Below are 21,301 nucleotides of genomic sequence, written 5' to 3' on the forward strand. Positions count from 1 at the left end.
TCACTGGCGAGAGAAGTCGTGGGGGAGTCTATCAGGCGTTGCAGGGTCTGTCGGCTCAGGACGGTTGTGTTGCCGTCCGTTGCTGTTGATCGCGCTGGGCAACCCAATGTTCGATCAGCTCGCGCAACTGCGACAGCTCGACCGGTTTGGCCATGTGGCCGTCCATGCCGGCCTGACGTGCGCGCTCTTTATGCTCGGCGAGGATGTGTGCGGTCAATGCCACCACCGGGGTGCGAATCCGTTGGTTGCCGACTTCCCAGGCACGCAATTGCTGGGTGGCGGAGAAACCGTCGAGGATCGGCATTTCACAATCCATCAGCACCAGGTCGTAACGTTGGGCTTTCATTGCCTGCAAGGCTTCTTCGCCATTGCTGGCGGTGTCCGGTTGCAAGTTGAGTTTGCCCAGCATGCCGCGAATCACCTTGGTCGAGATGCTGTTGTCTTCGGCCACCAGAATGCGGAAGTCGCTGGGAACCTTGACCGGCAGGGTCGGGCCGGTGGATGGGAACTGCGATACCGCGAGGCCCTTGTTGCGTTGATTCAGTTCATCCGCCAGCGTGGTCTTCAGGGTGTAGCCGGCCACCGGTTTGGCGAGGATGCGCTTGATCCCGGAGTTGCGCGCGATGATCTTGCTCGGCGCATTGCTGATGCCTGTGAGCATGATCAGCAGGATGTCGTGGTTCAGGCTCGGGTCTTCCTTGATCTTGGCCGCCAGTTGCATGCCGGTCATGCCGGGCATGTTCTGGTCCAGCAGGACCACGTCGAAGTAATCGCGCAGGTGAGCCTTGGTGCGCAGCAGCGCCAGGGCTTCCTTGCCGGACGGCACCGCGCTGACATTCAGGCCCCAGGCACTGCACTGCTGCACGAGTACCTTGCGGCAAGTGTCGTTGTCGTCCACCACCAATACCCGTGCGCCTTGCAGCGGGCCATCGAGGTCGGACGTCGGGTGTTCGAGGCGGTCGGGGTCCAGCGGCAAGGTCAGCCATAAGGTGCTGCCCTGGCTGGCGCCGCTCTTGATGCCGAACTCCCCTTGCATCAGGCGAATCAACTGACGGGCGATCACCAGCCCCAGGTTGCCGCCCAGGCGGGTGGTCGAGAGGAAGTTCTTGCTGTGCAGTTCGGCGTGCATCAGCGCGTCGCGTTCTTCGGCGTCCATCGGCTCGCCGCTGTCTTGTACGGCAATGCGCAAGCGCGGTTTGGCCGTGCGCTCGTCGAGGGCGACGACAATCAGGATCTCGCCTTCGTCGGTTTTCTTCAGGGCGTTTTCCAGCAGGCTCAGCAGCGTCTGGCGCAGGCGCGTCGGGTCACCGCTGATGACCCGCGGCACTTGTGGCTGGATAAAGCTGATCAGCTCGACGTTCTGCTGTTCGGCCTTGGCGCGGAAGATACTCAGGCAGTCTTCGATCAGCGCATTGAGATCGAACTGCACATCGTCGAGCTCGATCTGCCCGGATTCGAGCTTGGAAATGTCGAGAATCTCGTTGATCAGGGTCAGCAGTTCGTTGCCGGCGCTGTGAATGGTTTGCACGTAATCGCGCTGCTTGACCGAGAGTGGCGTGCCCAACAACAGTTCGGTCATGCCCAGTACGCCATTCATCGGGGTACGGATTTCATGACTGATCTTCGCCAGGAATTCGGCCTTGGCATTGATCTCGGCGTTGCTGGCGGCCAGATCGCGGCTGACGCTGAAACGGTCTTCGGTGATGCTGCGCTGGCGTTCGCTCAGGGCAATGCTCATCAACAGGCCGCTGATGCAAATGAACACCAGCAGGGCAATGATCAGGCCTTGCGGTTCTACCAGCGTCAGGCCCAGCAGCGCCGGCAGGATAATCAGCGTGCCGACGTTGAACACCACCATGGCGGCCACGAACAGTCGGGCCGGGCGATAGCCTTTTTGCCAGTGCCAGGCGCTGACGAACAACATCGTGAGGCCCGCGAGGGCGACCAGCGCGTAGGTGATGATGTTCAGCGGTAGCGTGTTGACGAACAACAGCAGCAGACCGCAAGCCACAATGAACAGGATGTCGCCCAGCAGCAGCTTGTTCAGCGGGTGCGGGCCGAGCGGGGCGAAGAAACGGTAGGCGAACATCAGCCCGCACGGTGCGGTCAGTAGCAGGGCGAGGTAAGCGCCCGGTGTTTGCACCGCATGCCAGTCCGACAGCCATGGGCCCGCGAGATTCAGCAGCAGCGCCAGGCTGATCATCAGCAACGCTTCACAACCTGCCAGCCACAGGCTGCTGCGCGAGCGGGTGTAAGCGTAACGGATCAGGTTGTGCAGGATCAGCATCCCGATGCAGCCGAACAGCAGACCGTAAATCAGCGTCTGGCTCTGATTGGCTGCGGTCATGATTGCCGATTGCAGGGTGATGTAAGGCCGCATCTGGTGGTCGGACACCAGGCGCAGGTAGACGTCGAGGGGTTTTTCGCTTTGCGGCAACGGCAACATGAAGTCGCTGTTGGGTAGTGGCCGTTCTGCCTGAGGCTGTTCGGTGCCGGTGTTCAGTTGCTCGATCAGCTTGTCGCCGTCCAGCACATAAAGATTGAGGTGCGACAGGTCGGGAGCGAACACCCGCAGCAACTGCTCATGCTTGCCGGGTGCCAGCCTGAAGCGCAACCAGAGTGCACCGCCGGGCTCGGCCGCGGTGAGGCGTTCGAGTTCGATGGGGCTGAATTGATTGGTGAAACGAGCGGAACGGATGTCGCTGAGTTGCAGGTCGCCCTGTTCGTCAAGCAATAGCGCCCAGCCACTGCCTTGCGCGGCCTGGGCCGGAAGCATGCAGAGCAGCGTCAGCAGCGTGACTGTGAAACCTATGGCAATCCTGAGCCAGCGCACGGCGAAATCCCTTCGTAGGTTGATGCCAGAATATAACTATGCGCGGCGCCGGAATAGTCCGGCAAGGGCCTGAATCCCAAGCCCTGCCGAATGGATCGCTTATTCCTGATTTTCGCCACGCTCACGGGCAATGGCACGGTAGCCAATGTCCTTGCGATAGAAGCAGCCTTCCCAGTCAATCTTCGCGGCCAGCTTGTAAGCCTGCTGCTGGGCAGCATCGACGCTGGCACCCATGGCAGTGGCGCAAAGCACCCGACCGCCGGCCGTCACCACTTGACCGTCCTTGAGCGCAGTACCGGCGTGGAAGACTTTGCCTTCCAGCGCTGCGGCTGCATCCAGACCGTTGATGGCGACGCCTTTAGCGTAGTCGCCAGGATAGCCGCCTGCCGCCAAAACAATACCGACGCTCGGGCGTGGATCCCATTGGGCTTCGACCTTGTCCAGCGCTTGCGCCAGGGCCGCCTCGACCAGCAACACCAGGCTCGACTGCAAGCGCAGCATAACCGGTTGGGTCTCAGGGTCGCCGAAACGGCAGTTGAATTCGATGACTTTTGGGTTACCAGCCTTGTCGATCATCAAGCCAGCGTAGAGGAAACCGGTGTAAACATTGCCTTCCTCGGCCATGCCGCGCACGGTCGGCCAGATCACCAGGTCCATGACGCGCTTGTGCACTTCGCTGGTGACGACTGGCGCAGGGGAGTAAGCACCCATGCCGCCGGTGTTCGGGCCGGTATCGCCGTCGCCGACGCGTTTGTGGTCCTGGCTGGTGGCCATCGGCAGGACGTTCTTGCCGTCGACCATGACGATGAAGCTGGCTTCCTCGCCGTCCAGGAATTCTTCGATGACCACGCGCGAACCGGCTTCGCCAAACGCGTTACCCGCGAGCATGTCGCGCACGGCGTCTTCGGCTTCGGCCAGTGTCATGGCAACGATCACGCCTTTACCGGCGGCCAGGCCATCGGCCTTGATCACGATCGGTGCGCCTTTTTCACGCAGATAAGCCAGGGCTGGCTCGATCTCGGTGAAGTTCTGGTAGTCGGCGGTCGGGATCTTGTGGCGTGCCAGGAAATCCTTGGTGAAGGCTTTCGAACCTTCCAGCTGCGCGGCGCCAGCGGTCGGACCGAAGCAGTCCAGGCCACGGGAGCGGAACAGATCGACGACGCCGGCAACCAGCGGCACTTCCGGACCGACGATGGTCAGGGAAACGTTTTTCTCGGCGAAGTCGGCCAGTTGCTCCAGTGCGAGCACATCGATAGCGACGTTTTCGCACTTGGCTTCAATGGCGGTGCCGGCGTTGCCCGGAGCCACGAAAACTTTCTGCACGCGCGGATCCTGAGCCACTTTCCAGGCCAGGGCGTGTTCACGGCCACCGCTGCCAATGATCAAAACATTCATTTCAAAAACCTCGGATGACGCTAATTCTGTTGAGCGCCGCAAGGGCGCTTTTCTGTGGGAGCTGGCCTGCCGGCGATGCAAACAACTCGGTTTATCGGCTAAACCGAGGGGATGCTATCGCTGGCAGGCCAGCTCCCACAGTTGATCGTCGTGCTTAGTGACGGAAGTGGCGCATGCCGGTGAAGACCATGGCAATGCCGGCTTCATCAGCTGCTGCAATCACTTCGTTGTCACGCATCGAGCCGCCTGGCTGGATCACCGCAGTGATGCCGACCTTGGCCGCGTTGTCCAGGCCGTCGCGGAACGGGAAGAACGCGTCGGATGCCATGACCGAACCCGCCACCTGCAAGCCGGCATGTTCAGCCTTGATCGCGGCAATGCGCGCGGAGTTCACGCGGCTCATCTGGCCTGCGCCGACACCGATGGTCTGACGGTTCTTGGCGTAGACGATGGCGTTGGACTTGACGTACTTGGCGACTTTCCAGGCGAAGATCAGGTCGTGGATTTCCTGTTCGGTCGGTGCACGCTTGGTCACGACTTTCAGGTCATCGGCGCTGATCATGCCGATGTCGCGGCTCTGCACCAGCAGGCCACCGTTGACGCGTTTGTAGTCCCAGGCAGCCGCGCGGTCAGCCGACCACTCGCCGCAGGCCAGCAGGCGCACGTTGGCTTTTGCCGCGACGATGGCACGGGCTTCTTCGCTGACGCTCGGGGCGATGATCACTTCGACGAACTGACGCTCGACGATCGCCTTGGCGGTCTCGGCATCCAGCTCGCGGTTGAAGGCGATGATGCCGCCGAACGCGGATTCAGTGTCGGTGGCGTAGGCCAGTTCGTAGGCCTGACGGATGCCGCCTTCGGCGTCCGGGCTCACGGCAACACCACACGGGTTGGCGTGCTTGACGATCACGCAGGCCGGCTTGACGAAGCTCTTCACACATTCCAGCGCGGCGTCGGTGTCGGCCACGTTGTTGTAGGACAGCTCCTTGCCTTGCAGTTGGGTCGCGGTGGCGATACCGACTTCGGCAGGCTTGGCTTCAACGTAGAACGCCGCGCTCTGGTGCGGGTTCTCGCCGTAGCGCATTTCCTGAGCCTTGATGAACTGGCTGTTGAAGGTGCGCGGGAACTCGCTGCGACCTTCGGTGCTGAGGGTGTCAGCGGCCTGGTTCACGGTGCCCATGTAGTTGGCGATCATGCCGTCGTAGGCGGCGGTGTGTTCGAAGGCCTTGAGCATCAGGTCGAAACGCTGAGCGTAGGTCAGGCCGCCGGCCTTCAGGCTTTCCAGCACGTTGGCGTAGTCGCTGGCATTCACCACGATGGCCACGTCTTTATGGTTTTTTGCCGCCGAACGGACCATGGTCGGGCCGCCGATGTCGATGTTCTCGATGGCGGTCGGCAGGTCACAGCCTGGCTTGTTGATGGTGGCTTCGAACGGGTACAGGTTGACGGCCACCAGATCGATCGGCTTGATGCCGTGCTCGTTCATGATCGCGTCGTCGATACCGCGACGACCGAGGATCCCGCCGTGGATTTTCGGGTGCAGGGTTTTCACCCGACCGTCCATCATTTCTGCGAAACCGGTGTAATCCGCGACTTCCACTGCGGCAACACCGTTGTCACGCAGCAGCTTGAACGTTCCGCCGGTGGAGAGGATCTCGACGCCCAGGGCTTCAAGCTCTTTGGCGAATTCGAGGATCCCGGTCTTGTCGGAAACGCTGATCAAGGCGCGGCGGATCGGCAGGCGGGTAGTCTGGTCGGTCATTTCAATTTCCATCAAAAGCAAAGGAGTCAGCAAAAAAGGCGACCGTTTTTACGCGGGCGCCTTTCTGGTTTGATTGAATGCTTACAGCAAATCGTACTGCTTGAGTTTCTTGCGCAGGGTGCCTCGGTTCAGCCCGAGCAGCTCGCTGGCCTTGGTCTGGTTACCCTTGACGTAGTTCATCACGCACTCGAGCAGGGGCGCCTCGACTTCGGAGAGCACCAGGTTGTACACATCCGTGACGGCAGCGCCCTCAAGGTGGGCGAAATAATTGTGCAGCGCCTTCTCGACACTCCCGCGAAGGGTCTGGCCTTCTTCGCTCGGCGTATTGAGGTGCTGTTTCAAATTCACGTTGTCGCTCACGGGTGTTGTTCCACTCACTAAAGTCTCGGTCATCATCGTCATGCGGCCACCTCTTCTCCGTCCCCTGTCAGGCTCTTGTAACGTTCGGCGAAGAAGCCCTGAACGTTGGCGCATTGTGCTTCCGTATCTTCCAAACGATTGAAGTGGGCGCGAAACTCCCTGGCGCCCGGCAAGGTTGCGAGATACCAGCCCACATGCTTCCGAGCGATCCGGACACCCATGACATCTCCATAGAAGACGTGCAGTGCGGCCAGATGCTCTAGCAGAATGCGTTCCACCTCGATCAGGTCCAGCGCCGGGAGTTTTTCGCCGGTACGCAGGAAATGGTCGATCTCGCGAAAAATCCATGGCCGCCCCTGGGCAGCCCGTCCAACCAACAGTCCATCGGCACCGGTCGCGTCGAGCACGTAGCGGGCCTTTTCCGGCGAATCGATGTCGCCATTGGCGAAGACCGGCATCGACACGGCCTGCTTGATCGCGGCAATGGTGTCGTACTCGGCTTCACCGGTGTACAGATCGGCACGGGTGCGGCCATGGACCGCCAACGCCGTAATGCCTGCCTGCTCGGCGATCTTCGCCACCGTCAGACCGTTCTTGTTGTCCCGGTCCCAGCCGGTACGGATCTTCAAGGTAACCGGCACATCAACCGCAGCCACCACGGCCTGCAGGATCTCGGTCACCAGTGCTTCATCCTTCAACAATGCGGAACCGGCGGCCTTGTTGCAGACCTTCTTTGCCGGACAGCCCATGTTGATATCAATAATCTGTGCGCCCAGTTCGACGTTGGCCCTGGCCGCATCCGCCAGCATCTGTGCATCACCACCGGCGATCTGCACCGAGCGTGGCTCGGGATCACCTTCGTGGATCATGCGCATGCGCGATTTGCGGGTGTTCCACAAACTCATGTCGCTGGTGACCATTTCCGAGACTACAAGTCCTGCGCCCAGTCGCTTGCACAGCTGACGAAAGGGTTGGTCGGTGACACCCGCCATAGGGGCGAGAATCAAGCCGTTGTGCAATGTGTATGGACCGATGCGTACCGCCGACATAGGACTTTCCAGTTGTGGGGCCGGATCATGAGAGTTCGAAAAAGGGTTGGCATGATACCCGCTCTCGATGACTGGATAAAGGCTGAATTGAACAAAATCTGAACAGTTATTCTGTTATTGCCAGCAGTTTGGTATGAGCGGTCTCTGCCAGAAATGTGCCGTCAAACCCGTAACACTGAAGCGTTTCACTCGGGTGAGTGAAAGCTCAGGCTGTAGTTCACGGCTTTGGCGCCTGGGTCGAGGATGTCCAGGGCGATGTGGATCGGCGTTTGCGGCGGCATTTCCGCCATGCCTTCAAGATCGCCGTTGAGGTACTCGCCGGGCTTGAAACGACGGCTGGCGATCAGGTGACCGTTGAGGTCGGCAAAGCGCAGCTCCAGCAACGGGAACGGCTGGGAGAACGGCGCGCGGTTGTAGATGATCGCGTCGACCACCAGCGCGCCATTGAATTCTGGATGGCTGCGCACCACCAGGTTGCTGCTCTTGATTTTCGCGATGTCGACTTTTGACGGCACGGTGCAGCCGATTTGCGGGCAGAACTGCTGGAACCACGGACGGTACTGATCCTGGCGAGCCAGTTCGTCAAAATGGTAAGCGATGTATTGACCCGCGAGTGCGCCAGCGCCGAGCAGGATCAGCAGCAACCAGAAAAACCGTCGGCCCCAGGGTGAGCGGCGTTTTTGCCAGTCAAGTTGCAGCGGGTCATCGGTCAGGTCTTGCAGCACCTCGGCGCGTACGCCCGGTTCGCTGCGTTCACGGCGTTTGCGCAGCGGTTCGATCGAAGGCAGGTCGTCATCGATATCGTCACTGGCGTCGGTGGCTGACAGGCGTTCGTGATGGAGCGGGGCGTCGAGTGGATCGTTCAGGCGCAGTTGCGGCGGCAGAGGCTCGTCGTCCAGTTCCACGGGTTCCAGGGACAGCGAGGGTTCGGTGCGCGAAGGTTTGCTCGGCTCGATCGCCGGCTCGGGCGTGAGGGGGACTTCGGCAGCTTCTGTCGCTTGCGCCGCTTCGGCGCGATCGGCAGCGGATTCGCTGAACAGGCTGTCGGACCACGGCTCTTCGTCGTGCTCGGCGCTATCGCGGCGGGCGCTCAGGCTGTCTTCGCGGTGGCGACCGAATTCGGTGGTCGGCTGGATTTCCCGCTGTTCCAGTCGAGCGAGTTCTTCATCCAGGTCCAGGCTGTCCAGGTCCAGTTCGGCGGCAGTCCACTGCTTCTGGCTGATGGCCCGTGGTTCTGGCTCGGCTGTCTCGACGATGGCCGGAGCCGCCGGGGGGATCACTTCCTTGCCTGCCTGCTCAAGCAGTTGCTTGGCGGCGTTGAACACCTGCAGGCACGAGCCGCAACGAACCACTCCACGGGCCACGCTCAACTGAGCATGGCTGACGCGGAAGCTGGTTTGGCAATGCGGGCACTGGGTGACGAAGCTGTCGGTCATGCGGCGATCCGGATTATGCAGGCGCTCATTCTAGCGCCGACGGCCAGTGATGCGCACCCAGCCATCGCGATTGGCGATCGGGTCCAGATCGAAGTCCTGCGCGTAGGCGGCGGCTACTTCATCACCTTGCTCGGCGAGGATGCCCGACAGCGCCAGGCGACCACCCGGCTTGACCAGGCTCGACAGTTGCGGTGCGAGGGAGACCAGCGGGCCGGCGAGGATGTTGGCCACCAGCACGTCGGCCTTAACCTGTGGCAGATCTTCCGGCAGATACAGCGGGAAGAGCGCATCGGCGATGTTGTTGCGACCGGCGTTGTCGCGCGAGGCTTCCAGCGCCTGCACGTCGATGTCAGTGCCGACGGCTTCCTTGGCGCCGAGCAGCAGGGCGGCAATCGCCAGGATCCCCGAGCCGCAACCGAAGTCCAGCACGTTGCAGCCTTTCAAGTCCTGACCGTCGAGCCATTCCAGGCACAGCGCGGTGGTCGGGTGCGTGCCGGTGCCGAACGCGAGGCCCGGGTCCAGCAGGATGTTCACGGCGTCGGGTTCAGGCGCGGCGTGCCAGCTCGGCACGATCCACAGGCGTTGGCCGAAGCGCATTGGCTGGAAATCGTCCATCCAGCTGCGTTCCCAGTCCTGGTCTTCGATGACTTCGCTGTGATGCTCGGGCAGCGGGCTGCCGGTCAGCAGCTCCAGATGCGCCAGGACCGAAGCGGCTTCGGTGCCGCCTTCGAACAGGGCCAGCAGGTGCGTGTGGGACCACAGCGGGGTGGTGTTGAGTTCCGGTTCGAAGATCGGCTGGTCTTCGGCGTCCATGAAAGTCACCGACACGGCGCCCACTTCAAGGAAAGCGTCTTCGTAGGTTTCGGCTTGTTCTGGGCTGATGGCGAGACGGACTTGCAGCCAAGGCATGGCGGGTACCTTTGAAAAATATTGATTGCAGCCTAGCGGGCTGCGAGAAGCGCGCAAGTTTACGCGAGCGCGAGGCAGAAGACGACAAGGTCGACATATGCGTGTTCTTCGTAGGAGCGAGCGGTGCGACGATTCGACTTGCCCGCGAACCAGGCGCTGCGGTATGTCTGTACGATTGAGGCGCGCCCTTCGCGGGCAAGCCTCGCTCCTACAGAAAGATATGAAACCTTCAGAAACAACAAAGCCGCCCGAAGGCGGCTTTGTTGATCAGGCTAAAGCTTAGTGCTTTTCGCCAGCCAGCTTGTGTTCCAGGTAGTGAATGTTCACACCACCTTTGCAGAAGCCTTCATCGCGGGTCAGGTCGCGGTGCAGCGGGATGTTGGTCTTGATCCCGTCGACAACGATTTCGTCCAGCGCATTGCGCATGCGCGCCATGGCTTCGTCACGGGTTGCGCCGTAGGTGATCAGCTTGCCGATCAACGAATCGTAGTTCGGCGGAACGGCATAACCGCTGTACAGGTGCGAATCGACGCGAACGCCGTTGCCGCCTGGAGCGTGGAAATGCTTGACCGTGCCCGGGCTTGGCATGAAGGTTTTCGGGTCTTCGGCGTTGATCCGGCATTCCAGCGCGTGACCGCGGATGACTACGTCATCCTGGGTGAACGACAGCTTGTTGCCGGCGGCGATGCTGAGCATCTCCTTGACGATGTCGATACCGGTGACCATTTCCGAAACCGGGTGCTCTACCTGGACACGAGTGTTCATCTCGATGAAGTAGAAGTGACCGTTTTCGTAAAGGAACTCAAAGGTGCCGGCGCCGCGGTAGCCGATGTCGATGCATGCCTTGACGCAGCGAGCGAGGACTTCCTGACGTGCTTTCTCGTCGATGCCCGGTGCCGGCGCTTCTTCGAGAACCTTCTGGTGACGACGTTGCAGCGAGCAATCGCGGTCGCCCAGATGAATGGCGTGACCCTGGCCGTCGGAAAGTACCTGGACTTCCACGTGACGTGGGTTGGTCAGGAATTTTTCCAGATAGACCATCGGGTTGCCGAACGCCGCGCCGGCTTCGGAGCGGGTCAGTTTCGCCGAGGAGATCAGGTCTTCTTCGCTATGCACAACGCGCATGCCGCGACCACCACCGCCGCCAGCGGCTTTGATGATCACCGGGTAACCGACTTCGCGACCGATGCGCAGAGCGGTTTCTTCGTCTTCCGGCAGCGGGCCGTCAGAGCCCGGAACGGTTGGAACGCCAGCAGCGATCATCGCGTGCTTGGCCGATACCTTGTCGCCCATCAGGCGAATGGTGTCGGCTTTCGGACCAATGAAGGCGAAGCCGGAGTTCTCGACCTGCTCAGCGAAATCAGCGTTTTCCGCAAGGAAACCGTAGCCTGGGTGAATGGCGGTGGCGCCGGTCACTTCAGCCGCGGCGATGATTGCCGGGATGTGCAGGTAAGAGTGGGCGGCCGAGGCCGGACCGATGCAGACGGACTCGTCTGCCAGGCCCAGGTGCATCAGCTCTTTGTCGGCCTTGGAGTAAACGGCGACGGTCTTGATGCCCATCTCTTTGCAGGCACGCAGAATCCGCAGTGCGATCTCACCGCGGTTGGCGATCAGAACTTTTTCCAACTTCGCAGTCATCAAAGTTTCTCCGCGGTTCAAACGATGGTGAACAGCGGTTGGTCGTACTCAACCGGCTGGCCGTCTTCGACGAGGATGGATTCGATCACACCGCTGGTTTCAGCTTCGATGTGGTTCATCATCTTCATGGCTTCGACGATGCACAGGGTGTCGCCTTTCTTCACGGTCTGGCCGACTTCAACGAAGGACGGCGAGCTTGGCGAAGATTTGCGATAGAAGGTGCCGACCATTGGCGAACGGGCAACGGCGCCGTTCAGGGCAGGGGCGGACGGTGCAGCAGGAGCGGCAGCGGCGGCAACCGGGGCAGCAGCGGCAGGCGCTGGAGCCGGAGCGTGCATTGGCGCCGGAGCGTAGTATTGCTGAGCCGGGGTTTTGCTATGGCGGCTGATGCGAACGGACTCTTCGCCTTCCTTGATCTCGAGCTCGTCGATGCCGGACTCTTCCAGCAGTTCGATCAGTTTCTTAACTTTACGGATATCCATGAATCATCAACTCCCAAGGGTCGGTCAGGGGCGTATAGCTTGTTGTTCAAGCTGCTCTAGTGCAGCCTCCAGGGCCAGTCGATAACCGCTGGCGCCAAGGCCGCAGATCACTCCCACCGCTACGTCGGAGAAGTAAGAGTGATGGCGGAAAGGTTCGCGTTTGTGCACGTTAGACAAATGCACTTCGATGAATGGGATGCTCACCGCCAGCAGCGCGTCACGTAATGCGACACTTGTGTGTGTAAAAGCTGCTGGATTGATCAGAATGAAGTCCACACCTTCGCTGCGGGCAGCGTGGATGCGGTCGATCAATTCGTACTCGGCGTTGCTTTGCAGGTGCAGCAAATGATGGCCGGCTTCACGAGCGCGGCGTTCCAGGTCCTGATTGATCTGCGCCAGTGTCGTAGCGCCATAGGTGCCCGGTTCACGGGTGCCGAGCATGTTCAGGTTGGGGCCGTGCAGAACCAATAGGGTCGCCATCTGCTGTTCCTCGTTATCCGTGTGCATTTGTCAGAACCCGGCGACTATGCCGCAAAGCCTTTGTGACTGTCCAGTTCTATGCAATAGCCAGCACGATGGCCGATGTTTGCGCGAAATATGTGACCGGGTGATTAAATCCGGTCATTTGCTTTGGATACACGTTCGGCGAAGTCCGTGGCGCTGATTTCGCCGATCACTCGTACATCGGCGCGTTCGACACCGTCCTTGCCGAAAAACATCAGCGCCGGTGGGCCGAATAGTGTGTAGCGGTCGAGGAGTGCGCGTTGCTCGGCGTTGCTGGCGGTGATGTCGAAGCGAATCAGCCGATACCCCTTGAGGCGTTCGACGACCTGCGCGTCGTTAAGCACTTTGTGTTCGATGACTTTGCAGCTGATGCACCAGTCGGCGTACCAGTCGAGCAGCAGCGGGGTGCCGGAGGATTTGGCTTCGGCGAGGACGTGATCGAGTTCTGCCGGAGTCGTGACGGTTTGCCAGTCGCTGGTGTTTTGCGACTGCTCATTGTTGCTGACGACACGCGGCTGGCCGATTGGATTGAACGGATCGGTCTGGCCACTGAAGGCGCCATACCAACAGGCCAGTGCATAAAACAGCAGGAACATCCCGAGCAACTGACCCAGGCGTTTTCGCGGAGGTTTGTAGACGAACTCCAGCGCGCCCATGAACAAACCGACACCACCGGCCAGCAAGCCGATCAGCAACAAAGTGATCTGCCCCGGCAGCACGCGACTGAGCAGGCCGATCGCCAGACCCAGCAACAACACGCCAATCGCGTTTTTCACGTAGACCAGCCATGGTCCGCTTTTCGGCAGCCAGGCGGCGCCGCCAGTGGCCACCAGCAACAGCGGTGCGCCCATGCCGAGGCCGAGCATGAACAGTTTCAAGCCGCCGCCCAACGCATCGCCACTGGCGCTGATGTACAGCAGCGCGCCGGCCAGCGGTGCCGAGACGCAGGGTGAAACCAACAGACTGGAAACCACGCCCAGCACCGCCGCGCCCCACAACGAACCGCCTTCGGTGCGCCCGGCAATTCGGTCCAGCCGACTGCTGATCGCGTGCGGCAACTTGAGTTCGAAGACACCGAACATCGCCAGGGCAAACAGCGCAAAAAACATTGCGAACGGCACCAGCACCCACGCCGATTGCAGCCGCGCCTGAAGGTTGAGCTGCGCGCCGAACATCCCCATCAACGCACCGAGCAGGGCGAAGCAGGCGGCCATCGGCAGCACGTAAGCGAGCGACAGGTTGAAGCCGCGCAAGCCACCCACCTGGCCACGCAACACCACGCCGGAGAGGATCGGCAGCATCGGCAACACGCAAGGGGTGAAGGTCAGGCCAAGGCCCGCAAGGAAGAATAATGCCAGCTCCCGCCAGCTCCAACTCGTGGTGGCGCCGCCACTGCCGTCGATACTCAGGCGTTCGGTCTCGGGCGGATAGCACAGGCCTTTGTCGGCACACCCTTGATAGGTCACCGCCAGCGTGAAGGCGCGTTGATCGCTGCGCGGCAGTTCGACATCGAGAATCCCGTGGTAAACCTCGACGTCGCCGAAGTACTCATCGTGCTTCTGCTCGCCTTTGGGCAGCTGTGCCGGGCCGACTACGATCTCGGCAGGGTCGGCGCGAAACTGAAAGCGATGGCGGTAGAGGTAATAACCCTCGGTGGCGACAAAACGCAGCTTGATCGATTGTGGCGTGCTGTCTATCAGGCTCAGTTGAAAGGCTTCGCGCACCGGCAGGAAGTCGGCGCTGTTGTTGATCGAGCCCAGGGTGGAACTGGGTCGACTCTCCAGCAAACCGGCGGCGGTGGCCGGCAGGGCGAGCACTAAAAGCAGCAGGCAGAGCAAACGGCGCATGACGATCTCGCGTATCGGAATTGGGGGCATGATAGCGGACAGTTGCACGGATTGCCCCGCCCCTGTAGGAGCGAGGCTTGCCCGCGAAGAACGATGACACGGTTCGCCTGATAAACCGTGTCGTTTGGTTCGCGGGCAAGCCTCGCTCCTACAGGTATGTGGTGGTCTGTCAGACGCGGAATGCCTGAACGGCCGTATGCAACCGCCCGCCCAATACCAACAAATGCTCGCCTTGCTCACGCCCCTCACCGATACGCAGCAAGTTATCCCCGCCCAATTGGTGAATCCGCTCACTGTGATCGCGGATTTCGCTGACGGCTCCGCTCTGCTGAGCCGTGACATCGGCAATGCGTACGGCGGTGTCGGAAATCGTCTGGATCGCCCCGACGATTTTATCCAGCGCACCGTCGGCCGCCTGGGCCTGATTGGCTGTCGCCTCCGCGTGTTCAACCTGCGCTCGCATGCCTTCCACCGACTCTCGGGCCGCTGTCTGCAGCCCGGCGATCAAGTTCTGGATCTCCGCCGTAGCGCCTGCGGTGCGCTGCGCCAATGACCGAACCTCTTCCGCCACGACGGCAAACCCGCGTCCCATTTCCCCGGCGCGGGCCGCTTCGATGGCGGCGTTCAGGGCCAGCAGGTTGGTCTGGTCGGCAATCGAGCGGATCACCGTCAGCACGCCGCCGATGGTGGCGGACTCCTCTGCCAGGTGTTCGATCATCTGTGCATTGCTTTGTACTTCGCCCACCAGCGCATGCAGCCCGGTGAGGCTCAATCCGATGACTTTCTGTCCATGTTCCACCGCCAATCCAGCATGGCGGCTGGCGTCGGCAGCCTGGCTGGCATCGCCGGCGACTTGTTGAATGGTCGCTTCCAGTTCACCGAGGGAGTCGCGGATCAACGCGGTGTCACCCGCCTGATGTTCGGCGCCGCTGTGCAAATCATTGCTCAACTCGGCCAGGGTGCGGCTGCTGCCGGCAACCTGCTCGGCGTTGAGGCGAATGGTTCCGACCAGATCGACGAGGTAGGCGCGCAGTCGATTGAGCGAGGCCTGGATGTCATGCAGTTCGCGATTGGTCTTGCCCAATTCGATGTCGCGGCTGAAGTCGCCTTCGGCCCAGGTCGAGAGTGCTGGCGCGAGGTTGGTCAGCGTTCGGGCCAGGCGCCGCTGCAGGGTGTCGATGAGTAATGCGATCAGCAGAATCAGGCCGATCATCACCCCTTGCATCAGCCGCACTTCGCTCTGGATCTGCCCGTGCTGGGCACGGACTACCGGTTCCAGCCCGGCGATGGACTGTTGCACGGCAGCGATTTTCTGGTGAGTCGCGGCGCTGAGGTCGGCGCGTTTCTGGATCTGCTCGCGGGTGCGCGCCAGCTCTGCGGGATAGCGCGTGAGCAGGCCGTTGAGCTCGCGCTTGAGGCCGACGCCGGCATCTTCCGCAACGGTTTTTTCGGTGTTCTCCAGGCCCATCATTGCAGCGAAATCGTCGGTGCCCGATTCACTTTTACTGGTCACGCCCAAGAGCGGCAAGGCGTTCAGAAGCTCGGCTTGCGTGCGGATGTTGGTGACTTCGCGCTCGACATCGGCGGCCAGTTCGCTGCGACCGCTGCTGACCAGTTTGTCCCGCGCCAAAGAGAGTTTGCCCAGGTGTTGGGAGGCTGCGAGCAATGGCGTCAGATAGTTCGCGTTGCTGCTGGCGTATTGACTCAACTGGTCGAGGCTGGCGCCGAGTTCGCGTTCGGCTTGCAGCAACAACGCCTGAGGATCGCCCGCAAGTTTGCCAGCGGCCAACAGGTCGGTTTTGCTGAATTCATCCAGGTTCGACAGGCTCGGCCGCAAGCTGTCGGCCAACGTCGGCGGTAACTCGGCGAGTTCCTTTTGCAGGCCGTCGATGGCTTGGCTGGCGCTGCTCAGGCGCAGCGCATCGCCGCTGGCCAGGTAGTCCTCGATGTTGCGCGCCACTTCATTCTGGAATTGCTGGGACAACCCGAGGTAGCGCTCCATCAATAGATAGGGGCGCTCCAGGGTTTTTGCGACCACCAAAGCGTGGCGCCGAGGGCCACGCACACGGCGACTAAAAGGAGGGTGTTGAGATTGGTCAGCAGCTTCAGGCGCATCAAGGGACTACCAACGGCGAAATGGTAAGTGCCTGAAGTTATTGCGTTTCTGTTACAGGGTTATGACTGAATGGGTCGATTCCGATGAAAAAGTGGCACTTTGCTTTGATGTCCGTGCGGCTTGTACGCGGTTGCGTCCGGCATGCTTGGCACGGTACAGCGCCTCGTCTGCCTGGCTGGCCATCATCAAGCCGTCGGAGTCTTCGCACAGCTCGACCACCCCGGCGCTGAACGTGCACCAGAGGTCCTGGGGCTGAGCGGGGTAATGGATTTCGGCGAAGCGCTGACGGATTTCGTCGAGGACTTTGCAGGCCGCTTCGATATCGGTGTCCGGCATGACGATGGCAAACTCTTCACCGCCGTAGCGGCCGATGAAATCGGTCTTGCGCAATCGTTGCTTGAGGAACAGCGCCAGGCTCTTGATCACACGGTCGCCCATGGGGTGGCCGTGGCTGTCGTTGACCCGTTTGAAGTGGTCGATGTCGAGCATCGCAAAGCTCAGCGGCTTGCTCTCGCGGCGGGCGCGGAAGCTGCAGTCTTCGAGCAATTGCAGAATGTGCGTGTGGTTGTACAGCCCGGTGAGGCTGTCGCGGACCATCCGCGCTTTCAGATTGCGCGCCCGCGCCGCGCGGTTGCGCACGGTGGTGATCAGGTGCCGGGGCTTGATCGGTTTGGTCAGGAAGTCGTCGCCGCCCTCGCTCATGGCGTCGAGCTGCTTGTCCAGATCGTCTTCGGCCGACAGGTAAATGATCGGCACGCTGACATAGCGGTCATTGTGGCGGATCACTTTGGCCAGTTCCGTACCGGTGCAGGCCGGCATGTACATGTCGAGAATGATCAGGTCGGGCTGGAAATCCGCCAGTTCGGCCATGGCCTGGATCGGCTCGATCAAGGTGCGCGTGACGATCCCGGCGCTGTTGAGCAGGCGCTCGGTGTGCAAGGCCTGGGCGCGGGAATCGTCGATGATCAGCACTTTATAAGGTTCGTACTGCGCGACGCAGGTCAGGACTTCGATTTTCTCCAGCAGGCTCGAGGCTTCGAGGGTGCCGGTGAGAAACTCCTGGCCACCGGCACGCACGGCGGCGAGGCGGGTCGGGGTGTCGGTTTCGAGCAGGCTGAAAAACAGCAACGGCAACGGTTCATCCAGGCCGACCTGGGCTTCGGCGGCCAGTTTCAGGCCGACGCCGGGGCCGCTGAAGTCCACGTCCATGACAATCGCGGCAGGCAAACGCTCGACCATCGAGGAGCGAAACGCCGACACGCTGTCGAGGGACTGGGCGCTGAGGCCGAAAAATTCCAGTTGTTTGGCCAGTCGCTCGGCACGGTCGTGATCCTGCAGCATCACGTAGATCGGCTTGCGCAACGGCGGCAGGAAGGTTTGTTCGAGCTGATCGCCATGGCGCAGGCCGGTACGCGACAGGCGCTGCATCAAGCGATTGAGGTCAGTGATCAGGCCGCTGCTGAGGCGTCCGCGATTGGCGTCGACAGCCTCCAGCGACTGGCCGATGTGGCGTGCCAGTTGCGTGTGTTCCGGTTGTTCGAAGCGCTCGGCGAAACGCAGCAGGCGCAGGTTGGCTTCACTCAGTTCCGATAAGTCGGTGGTGGACCACTCACTGCGTTGCAGGCGCTGCCAGATCTCAAGAATTTGACGTGCCTGATGAATTACCCGCTGGGCAAAGTGGTGCTTGAGGCGCTCACGGCTGGGGTCTTCTGGCTCGGTCATATCCTGACTACTAGTTAGGGTGCATGCTGAGATCGACTGGTGGCTCTATGCTAGCACCTCTTTTCAGTCGCATGAGTGTCGTATGTCAATAATCTGCAATGCGACGTCATTCAGTTTCTGACTGGCGGGTCTGAAAATGTGTGTCGGTGATCTGGCATTACCCATGATCAGGGCCTCTCCTGCCTGTTTTCGCGAATCGTCTGTCATCCCGGCGAGCGATACTTGTCAGGGAGTTCTGATTTTTCGCCGGCAGACTTGAACCGGATTTTCGGCTGGTAGGGTGTCAGGGAAACCCTTAGATGCCATCGGCCCATTATGACCCAGTGTTTCAAAGAACATCCCAGCGACGAGCAGCGGCTGAATCACAACAGCACGCCCGTTGCTGATTGTGAATGCAAAGAGGAACTGCTCTATGGGAGCAAGACGTTTGTTACCGACGTCCCGATTCTGACGTGCGCGTGCCTATGGCGACACTACCAGCGGGAGGCGGAGGACATCGTCGCACCTGGAGGGGTATTGATTGCCGACCCTGTTGAGCGCAACCGCGTTATCAACGCTGCGTACGCTCGACTCTGGCTGCACGATTCAAGATTTCAGTGGGCCGGGCTGGCGGCGTTTGCCTCCAAGCAGGTGGGCTGCGGGTTGCTCCATGCGGCGGACAGTATCGATCTCATTCGCGATGAGCATGAGTCGCGGGAGCGTATGCGAGATAGCCGCCGAGAGCATGGTTTGCTGACGCCTGACAGGATGGCCGGGCAGGCGGATGAGTTGCGTGAATATAAGGAAGCGGATGCGCGAAATCCGGTGCCCTCTGTGGATTTTCATTCAACGGGTGAGGAGCTGTCGCTGGTGCAGCAGCAGTTCAGGCATGTGCACGACATGATGGCGCTGGGGAATACCACGCTGTTTCTGGATGTTTTTCCGTTGCATGAGTTTTATGCGAAGCGGGGTTTGAGGGAGTTGAAGAAGTGCCTGGACGCCCGGAAGAGAATTTACGGGCATCCGAAGTTCCCGGTGTTGTGGCCAGCGGGGGAGGAAACGCTGAAGTTCGGGGTGGCTCACTTCGAAATTTTGCTGGGCTTTGAGGCGATAGAGGACGGAGACATCGCCGCAAGTGTTGAACATTTGGCGCGGCATGAGCAGAACAATATCCTCCAGCCGACGATTTACCAGAACCGTCAATTGGTGGCGTTGCTGCGTGCCAACCACGCTTCCTACGTCACGGGGTTTCCTTCAGGCGTTGCTCAGGCAATTGAGTTGACGCTTACCAGTCAATGCCAACGTGTCGAGGATGGGCGCACCATCGATTTTGGCGACAACCCGTTGGCGGACTTGTCCGACATCAAGCAGCGAATGGCATTCGTGCTGCAGGCCGCCGCACGTTTTGACCAGATGCTCGGGGACCACAACCGTTATGCATTGGAGCAGTCGATCAACGAGATCGCAGCAAGCGGTAGTAGTCAATGACTCTTCGATCACATTGGTTCGGCTGGCGCTGCGGCGCCTATCTTCTTGTCCTGGCTGTCCTGGCGTGGGCCTCCATTCAGCAACTGACGCAACCTCTCTGGGATGAACCCGAAATCGTCTTGGAAATAGGCGGGACGTATGAAGATCTACGCAGAAAATCTTCAGCCCCCTTTAGTCCGGAGATACGCGGACATATCTGGTCCGGTATCCCCATGACCGATGCGAAATTGCGATTCGTCGACCCGCAGTTTGGGTTCACCACTCCCGCTGCGCGCTTCTTTAGTGTTGGATTTGACGACAACATCATTTTCGGTATCCGCATGTCCCCGCAGATCGAGCCACTACTGCTCGATGATGCCCTGGAAGTAGCGCTGGATTTACAAGACCAGTGGCGCGGGGGCGGATGGAGGGTGGCCGGTAGGACACGCTATCCACCCTTTGCCGACACGCCTGAATGGCGAGCACAGCTGCGAGACAAAGGAGGCTCGGTTTACTGGAAGGCCGGCAAAAAATATCAAGTCTTGATGTACGTCCACCGTTTCAAATACGACCAACGGCCTGATGAAGAGCGCTACCTCATCACACTGTCGATCAGCAAACCGTGGACGCCTTTCGCAGAAGATGGGGATGAAGACGCTCTAATCGAATTGGATCAATCCATCCCGCTCACCCCCTTGTTTCCCAAAAAAACCAAAGGAGCCCCACCATGCCAACTCCCGCCTTCATGACCCTCCACGGCGAACACCAAGGCCTGATCAGCGCTGGTGCTTTTACTGAGGCGTCGGTGGGCAACATCTATCAAAAGGGGCGTGAGGACCAAATCATGATCCAGGCCCTGAGCCACGGGATCTTCGTACCGAAAGGGTCGGGCGCAGGTCGTCGGATGCACAAGCCCTTGATCGTCACCAAGGCCATCGACAAAGCGACACCGCTGATCAACAACGCTTTATGTTCTGGAGAATTGCTAAAAATATGCCGCGTCGAGTGGTATCGCACCTCGGCTAAGGGAACCCAGGAACACTTTTATACGATGGAACTGGAAGACGCGGTCATCATCGGTGCCGATGTGCTCATGCCCCACTGTCAGGACCCCGACACCGCTTACCTCACTCAACTGGAAAAGGTTCATTTCAGTTACCGGCGAATCTATTGGCGGCATGAAATCAGCCGAACCATGGGCTCCGATGAGTGGAACACCGAGGTGCCGGGATGAGGTTGGTCAACGAGCTCGATCTGTCCGAGTGGGAGCGTCAACATGCCTGGCCCAGTGAGCAAGCGCTGGAGCTTGTGCGCCAGGCGCTGCAAGATCGGCAGCTTATCGATGGAATGGACGAGTTGCGTGCCGGCCTGTTGATCGATATCGAGAGCGAGGTGCTCGACCCGATCGAGCGGGGAGAATGGCGGTTGGTCAGGCCTGAAGCCGATTACGCTGACTGGGTAATGCCGGAGCGGACCTTTGATCCAAAGGTAATGGAGCTGATGCAAAATCCGCCTGTTCAGCCGTCGAGAACGCCAAGGGTCTTTCGCCTCCTGGACAGCGCAACCGGTGAGCCGCTGGCGCTGCATGACTACATTGCGACGGTGGATGGGGACACGGCACCACGCAGGACCGACGGCAAGGGCATTGCTCATCTGTTTACATCAACGGGGTGGCAGCAAATCTCAATGAAGGTCATTGGCGTTTAACCCTGGCAGGGCGACTAGAATTCATCGGCGCTCGGTTGTCACAGACCTGACGCTAATTTCTGCGGATAACCCGACGACGGGTGCCGGGCAAAGGC

At 60.3% G+C, this 21,301-nt stretch carries 17 protein-coding genes; 4 read left to right on the forward strand and 13 right to left on the reverse strand.

Features of this window, described 5'->3' with window-relative positions:
- Positions 1–55: 55 nt before the first annotated feature.
- The 13 genes from K5R88_RS24330 to gcbA all read right to left on the reverse strand — a co-directional run bounded on the left by K5R88_RS24330 (position 56) and on the right by gcbA (position 18,053).
- A complete protein-coding gene (locus tag K5R88_RS24330) occupies positions 56–2,833 on the reverse strand; it encodes a hybrid sensor histidine kinase/response regulator (protein WP_226298509.1) in 2,778 nt (925 codons plus the stop codon).
- A 99-nt stretch (positions 2,834–2,932) separates the two neighbouring features.
- Positions 2,933–4,228: a phosphoribosylamine--glycine ligase gene (gene purD, locus K5R88_RS24335; RefSeq protein WP_008038723.1), complete on the reverse strand. Its 1,296-nt coding sequence runs from the start codon at positions 4,226–4,228 to the stop codon at positions 2,933–2,935.
- A 154-nt stretch (positions 4,229–4,382) separates the two neighbouring features.
- The gene (purH, locus tag K5R88_RS24340) at positions 4,383–5,990 is read right to left on the reverse strand and encodes a bifunctional phosphoribosylaminoimidazolecarboxamide formyltransferase/IMP cyclohydrolase (RefSeq protein ID WP_008038724.1); all 1,608 of its coding nucleotides are present in this window, start codon (positions 5,988–5,990) and stop codon (positions 4,383–4,385) included.
- Positions 5,991–6,071: 81 nt separating this feature from the next.
- Positions 6,072–6,392, reverse strand: a complete 321-nt coding sequence (fis, locus tag K5R88_RS24345) for a DNA-binding transcriptional regulator Fis (RefSeq protein WP_007907419.1) — start codon at positions 6,390–6,392, stop codon at positions 6,072–6,074.
- The gene (dusB, locus tag K5R88_RS24350; RefSeq protein WP_008031257.1) at positions 6,389–7,399 is read right to left on the reverse strand and encodes a tRNA dihydrouridine synthase DusB; all 1,011 of its coding nucleotides are present in this window, start codon (positions 7,397–7,399) and stop codon (positions 6,389–6,391) included. The genes fis and dusB overlap by 4 nt, the downstream gene beginning before the upstream one ends.
- A 185-nt stretch (positions 7,400–7,584) precedes the next feature.
- Positions 7,585–8,835 carry a DUF3426 domain-containing protein gene (locus K5R88_RS24355; RefSeq protein ID WP_226298510.1) on the reverse strand — a complete coding sequence of 417 codons (1,251 nt, stop codon included), beginning with the start codon at positions 8,833–8,835 and terminating at the stop codon, positions 7,585–7,587.
- 30 nt (positions 8,836–8,865) lie between these two features.
- Positions 8,866–9,744, reverse strand: coding sequence for a 50S ribosomal protein L11 methyltransferase (prmA, locus tag K5R88_RS24360; protein ID WP_223449964.1), 879 nt, complete (start codon positions 9,742–9,744; stop codon positions 8,866–8,868).
- Positions 9,745–10,023: 279 nt separating this feature from the next.
- A complete protein-coding gene (accC, locus tag K5R88_RS24365; RefSeq protein ID WP_008031262.1) occupies positions 10,024–11,382 on the reverse strand; it encodes an acetyl-CoA carboxylase biotin carboxylase subunit in 1,359 nt (452 codons plus the stop codon).
- A 17-nt stretch (positions 11,383–11,399) separates the two neighbouring features.
- On the reverse strand, positions 11,400–11,864 hold the full coding sequence (gene accB / locus K5R88_RS24370) for an acetyl-CoA carboxylase biotin carboxyl carrier protein (RefSeq protein WP_008038728.1): 465 nt from the start codon (positions 11,862–11,864) through the stop codon (positions 11,400–11,402).
- Positions 11,865–11,888: 24 nt separating this feature from the next.
- Positions 11,889–12,344 carry a type II 3-dehydroquinate dehydratase gene (gene aroQ / locus K5R88_RS24375; protein WP_008031265.1) on the reverse strand — a complete coding sequence of 152 codons (456 nt, stop codon included), beginning with the start codon at positions 12,342–12,344 and terminating at the stop codon, positions 11,889–11,891.
- 131 nt (positions 12,345–12,475) lie between these two features.
- Complete coding sequence (locus tag K5R88_RS24380) at positions 12,476–14,215, reverse strand: protein-disulfide reductase DsbD (RefSeq protein WP_226298511.1); 1,740 nt, start codon at positions 14,213–14,215, stop codon at positions 12,476–12,478.
- 169 nt (positions 14,216–14,384) lie between these two features.
- Complete coding sequence (locus K5R88_RS24385; protein WP_442963917.1) at positions 14,385–16,217, reverse strand: methyl-accepting chemotaxis protein; 1,833 nt, start codon at positions 16,215–16,217, stop codon at positions 14,385–14,387.
- 165 nt (positions 16,218–16,382) lie between these two features.
- Positions 16,383–18,053, reverse strand: a complete 1,671-nt coding sequence (gcbA, locus tag K5R88_RS24390; RefSeq protein WP_008031270.1) for a diguanylate cyclase GcbA — start codon at positions 18,051–18,053, stop codon at positions 16,383–16,385.
- Between the two features lie 315 nt (positions 18,054–18,368).
- Here gcbA and K5R88_RS24395 point away from each other — a divergent pair, with 315 nt between their 5' ends.
- The 4 genes from K5R88_RS24395 to K5R88_RS24410 all read left to right on the forward strand — a co-directional run bounded on the left by K5R88_RS24395 (position 18,369) and on the right by K5R88_RS24410 (position 21,206).
- On the forward strand, positions 18,369–19,520 hold the full coding sequence (locus K5R88_RS24395) for a DUF2515 family protein (RefSeq protein WP_226298512.1): 1,152 nt from the start codon (positions 18,369–18,371) through the stop codon (positions 19,518–19,520).
- Between the two features lie 212 nt (positions 19,521–19,732).
- Positions 19,733–20,248 (forward strand): hypothetical protein, encoded by a 516-nt coding sequence (locus K5R88_RS24400; RefSeq protein ID WP_329959889.1) that lies wholly within the window; start codon positions 19,733–19,735, stop codon positions 20,246–20,248.
- Positions 20,227–20,733, forward strand: a complete 507-nt coding sequence (locus tag K5R88_RS24405) for an Hcp family type VI secretion system effector (protein WP_226298514.1) — start codon at positions 20,227–20,229, stop codon at positions 20,731–20,733. The genes K5R88_RS24400 and K5R88_RS24405 overlap by 22 nt, the downstream gene beginning before the upstream one ends.
- Positions 20,730–21,206, forward strand: coding sequence for a hypothetical protein (locus K5R88_RS24410; RefSeq protein WP_192226978.1), 477 nt, complete (start codon positions 20,730–20,732; stop codon positions 21,204–21,206). Before K5R88_RS24405 ends, K5R88_RS24410 begins: the two co-directional genes overlap by 4 nt.
- The last annotated feature ends 95 nt before the right edge of the window (positions 21,207–21,301 follow it).

The sequence above is a fragment of the Pseudomonas sp. MM213 genome (assembly GCF_020423045.1).
Taxonomy (GTDB): Bacteria; Pseudomonadota; Gammaproteobacteria; order Pseudomonadales; family Pseudomonadaceae; genus Aquipseudomonas; species Aquipseudomonas migulae.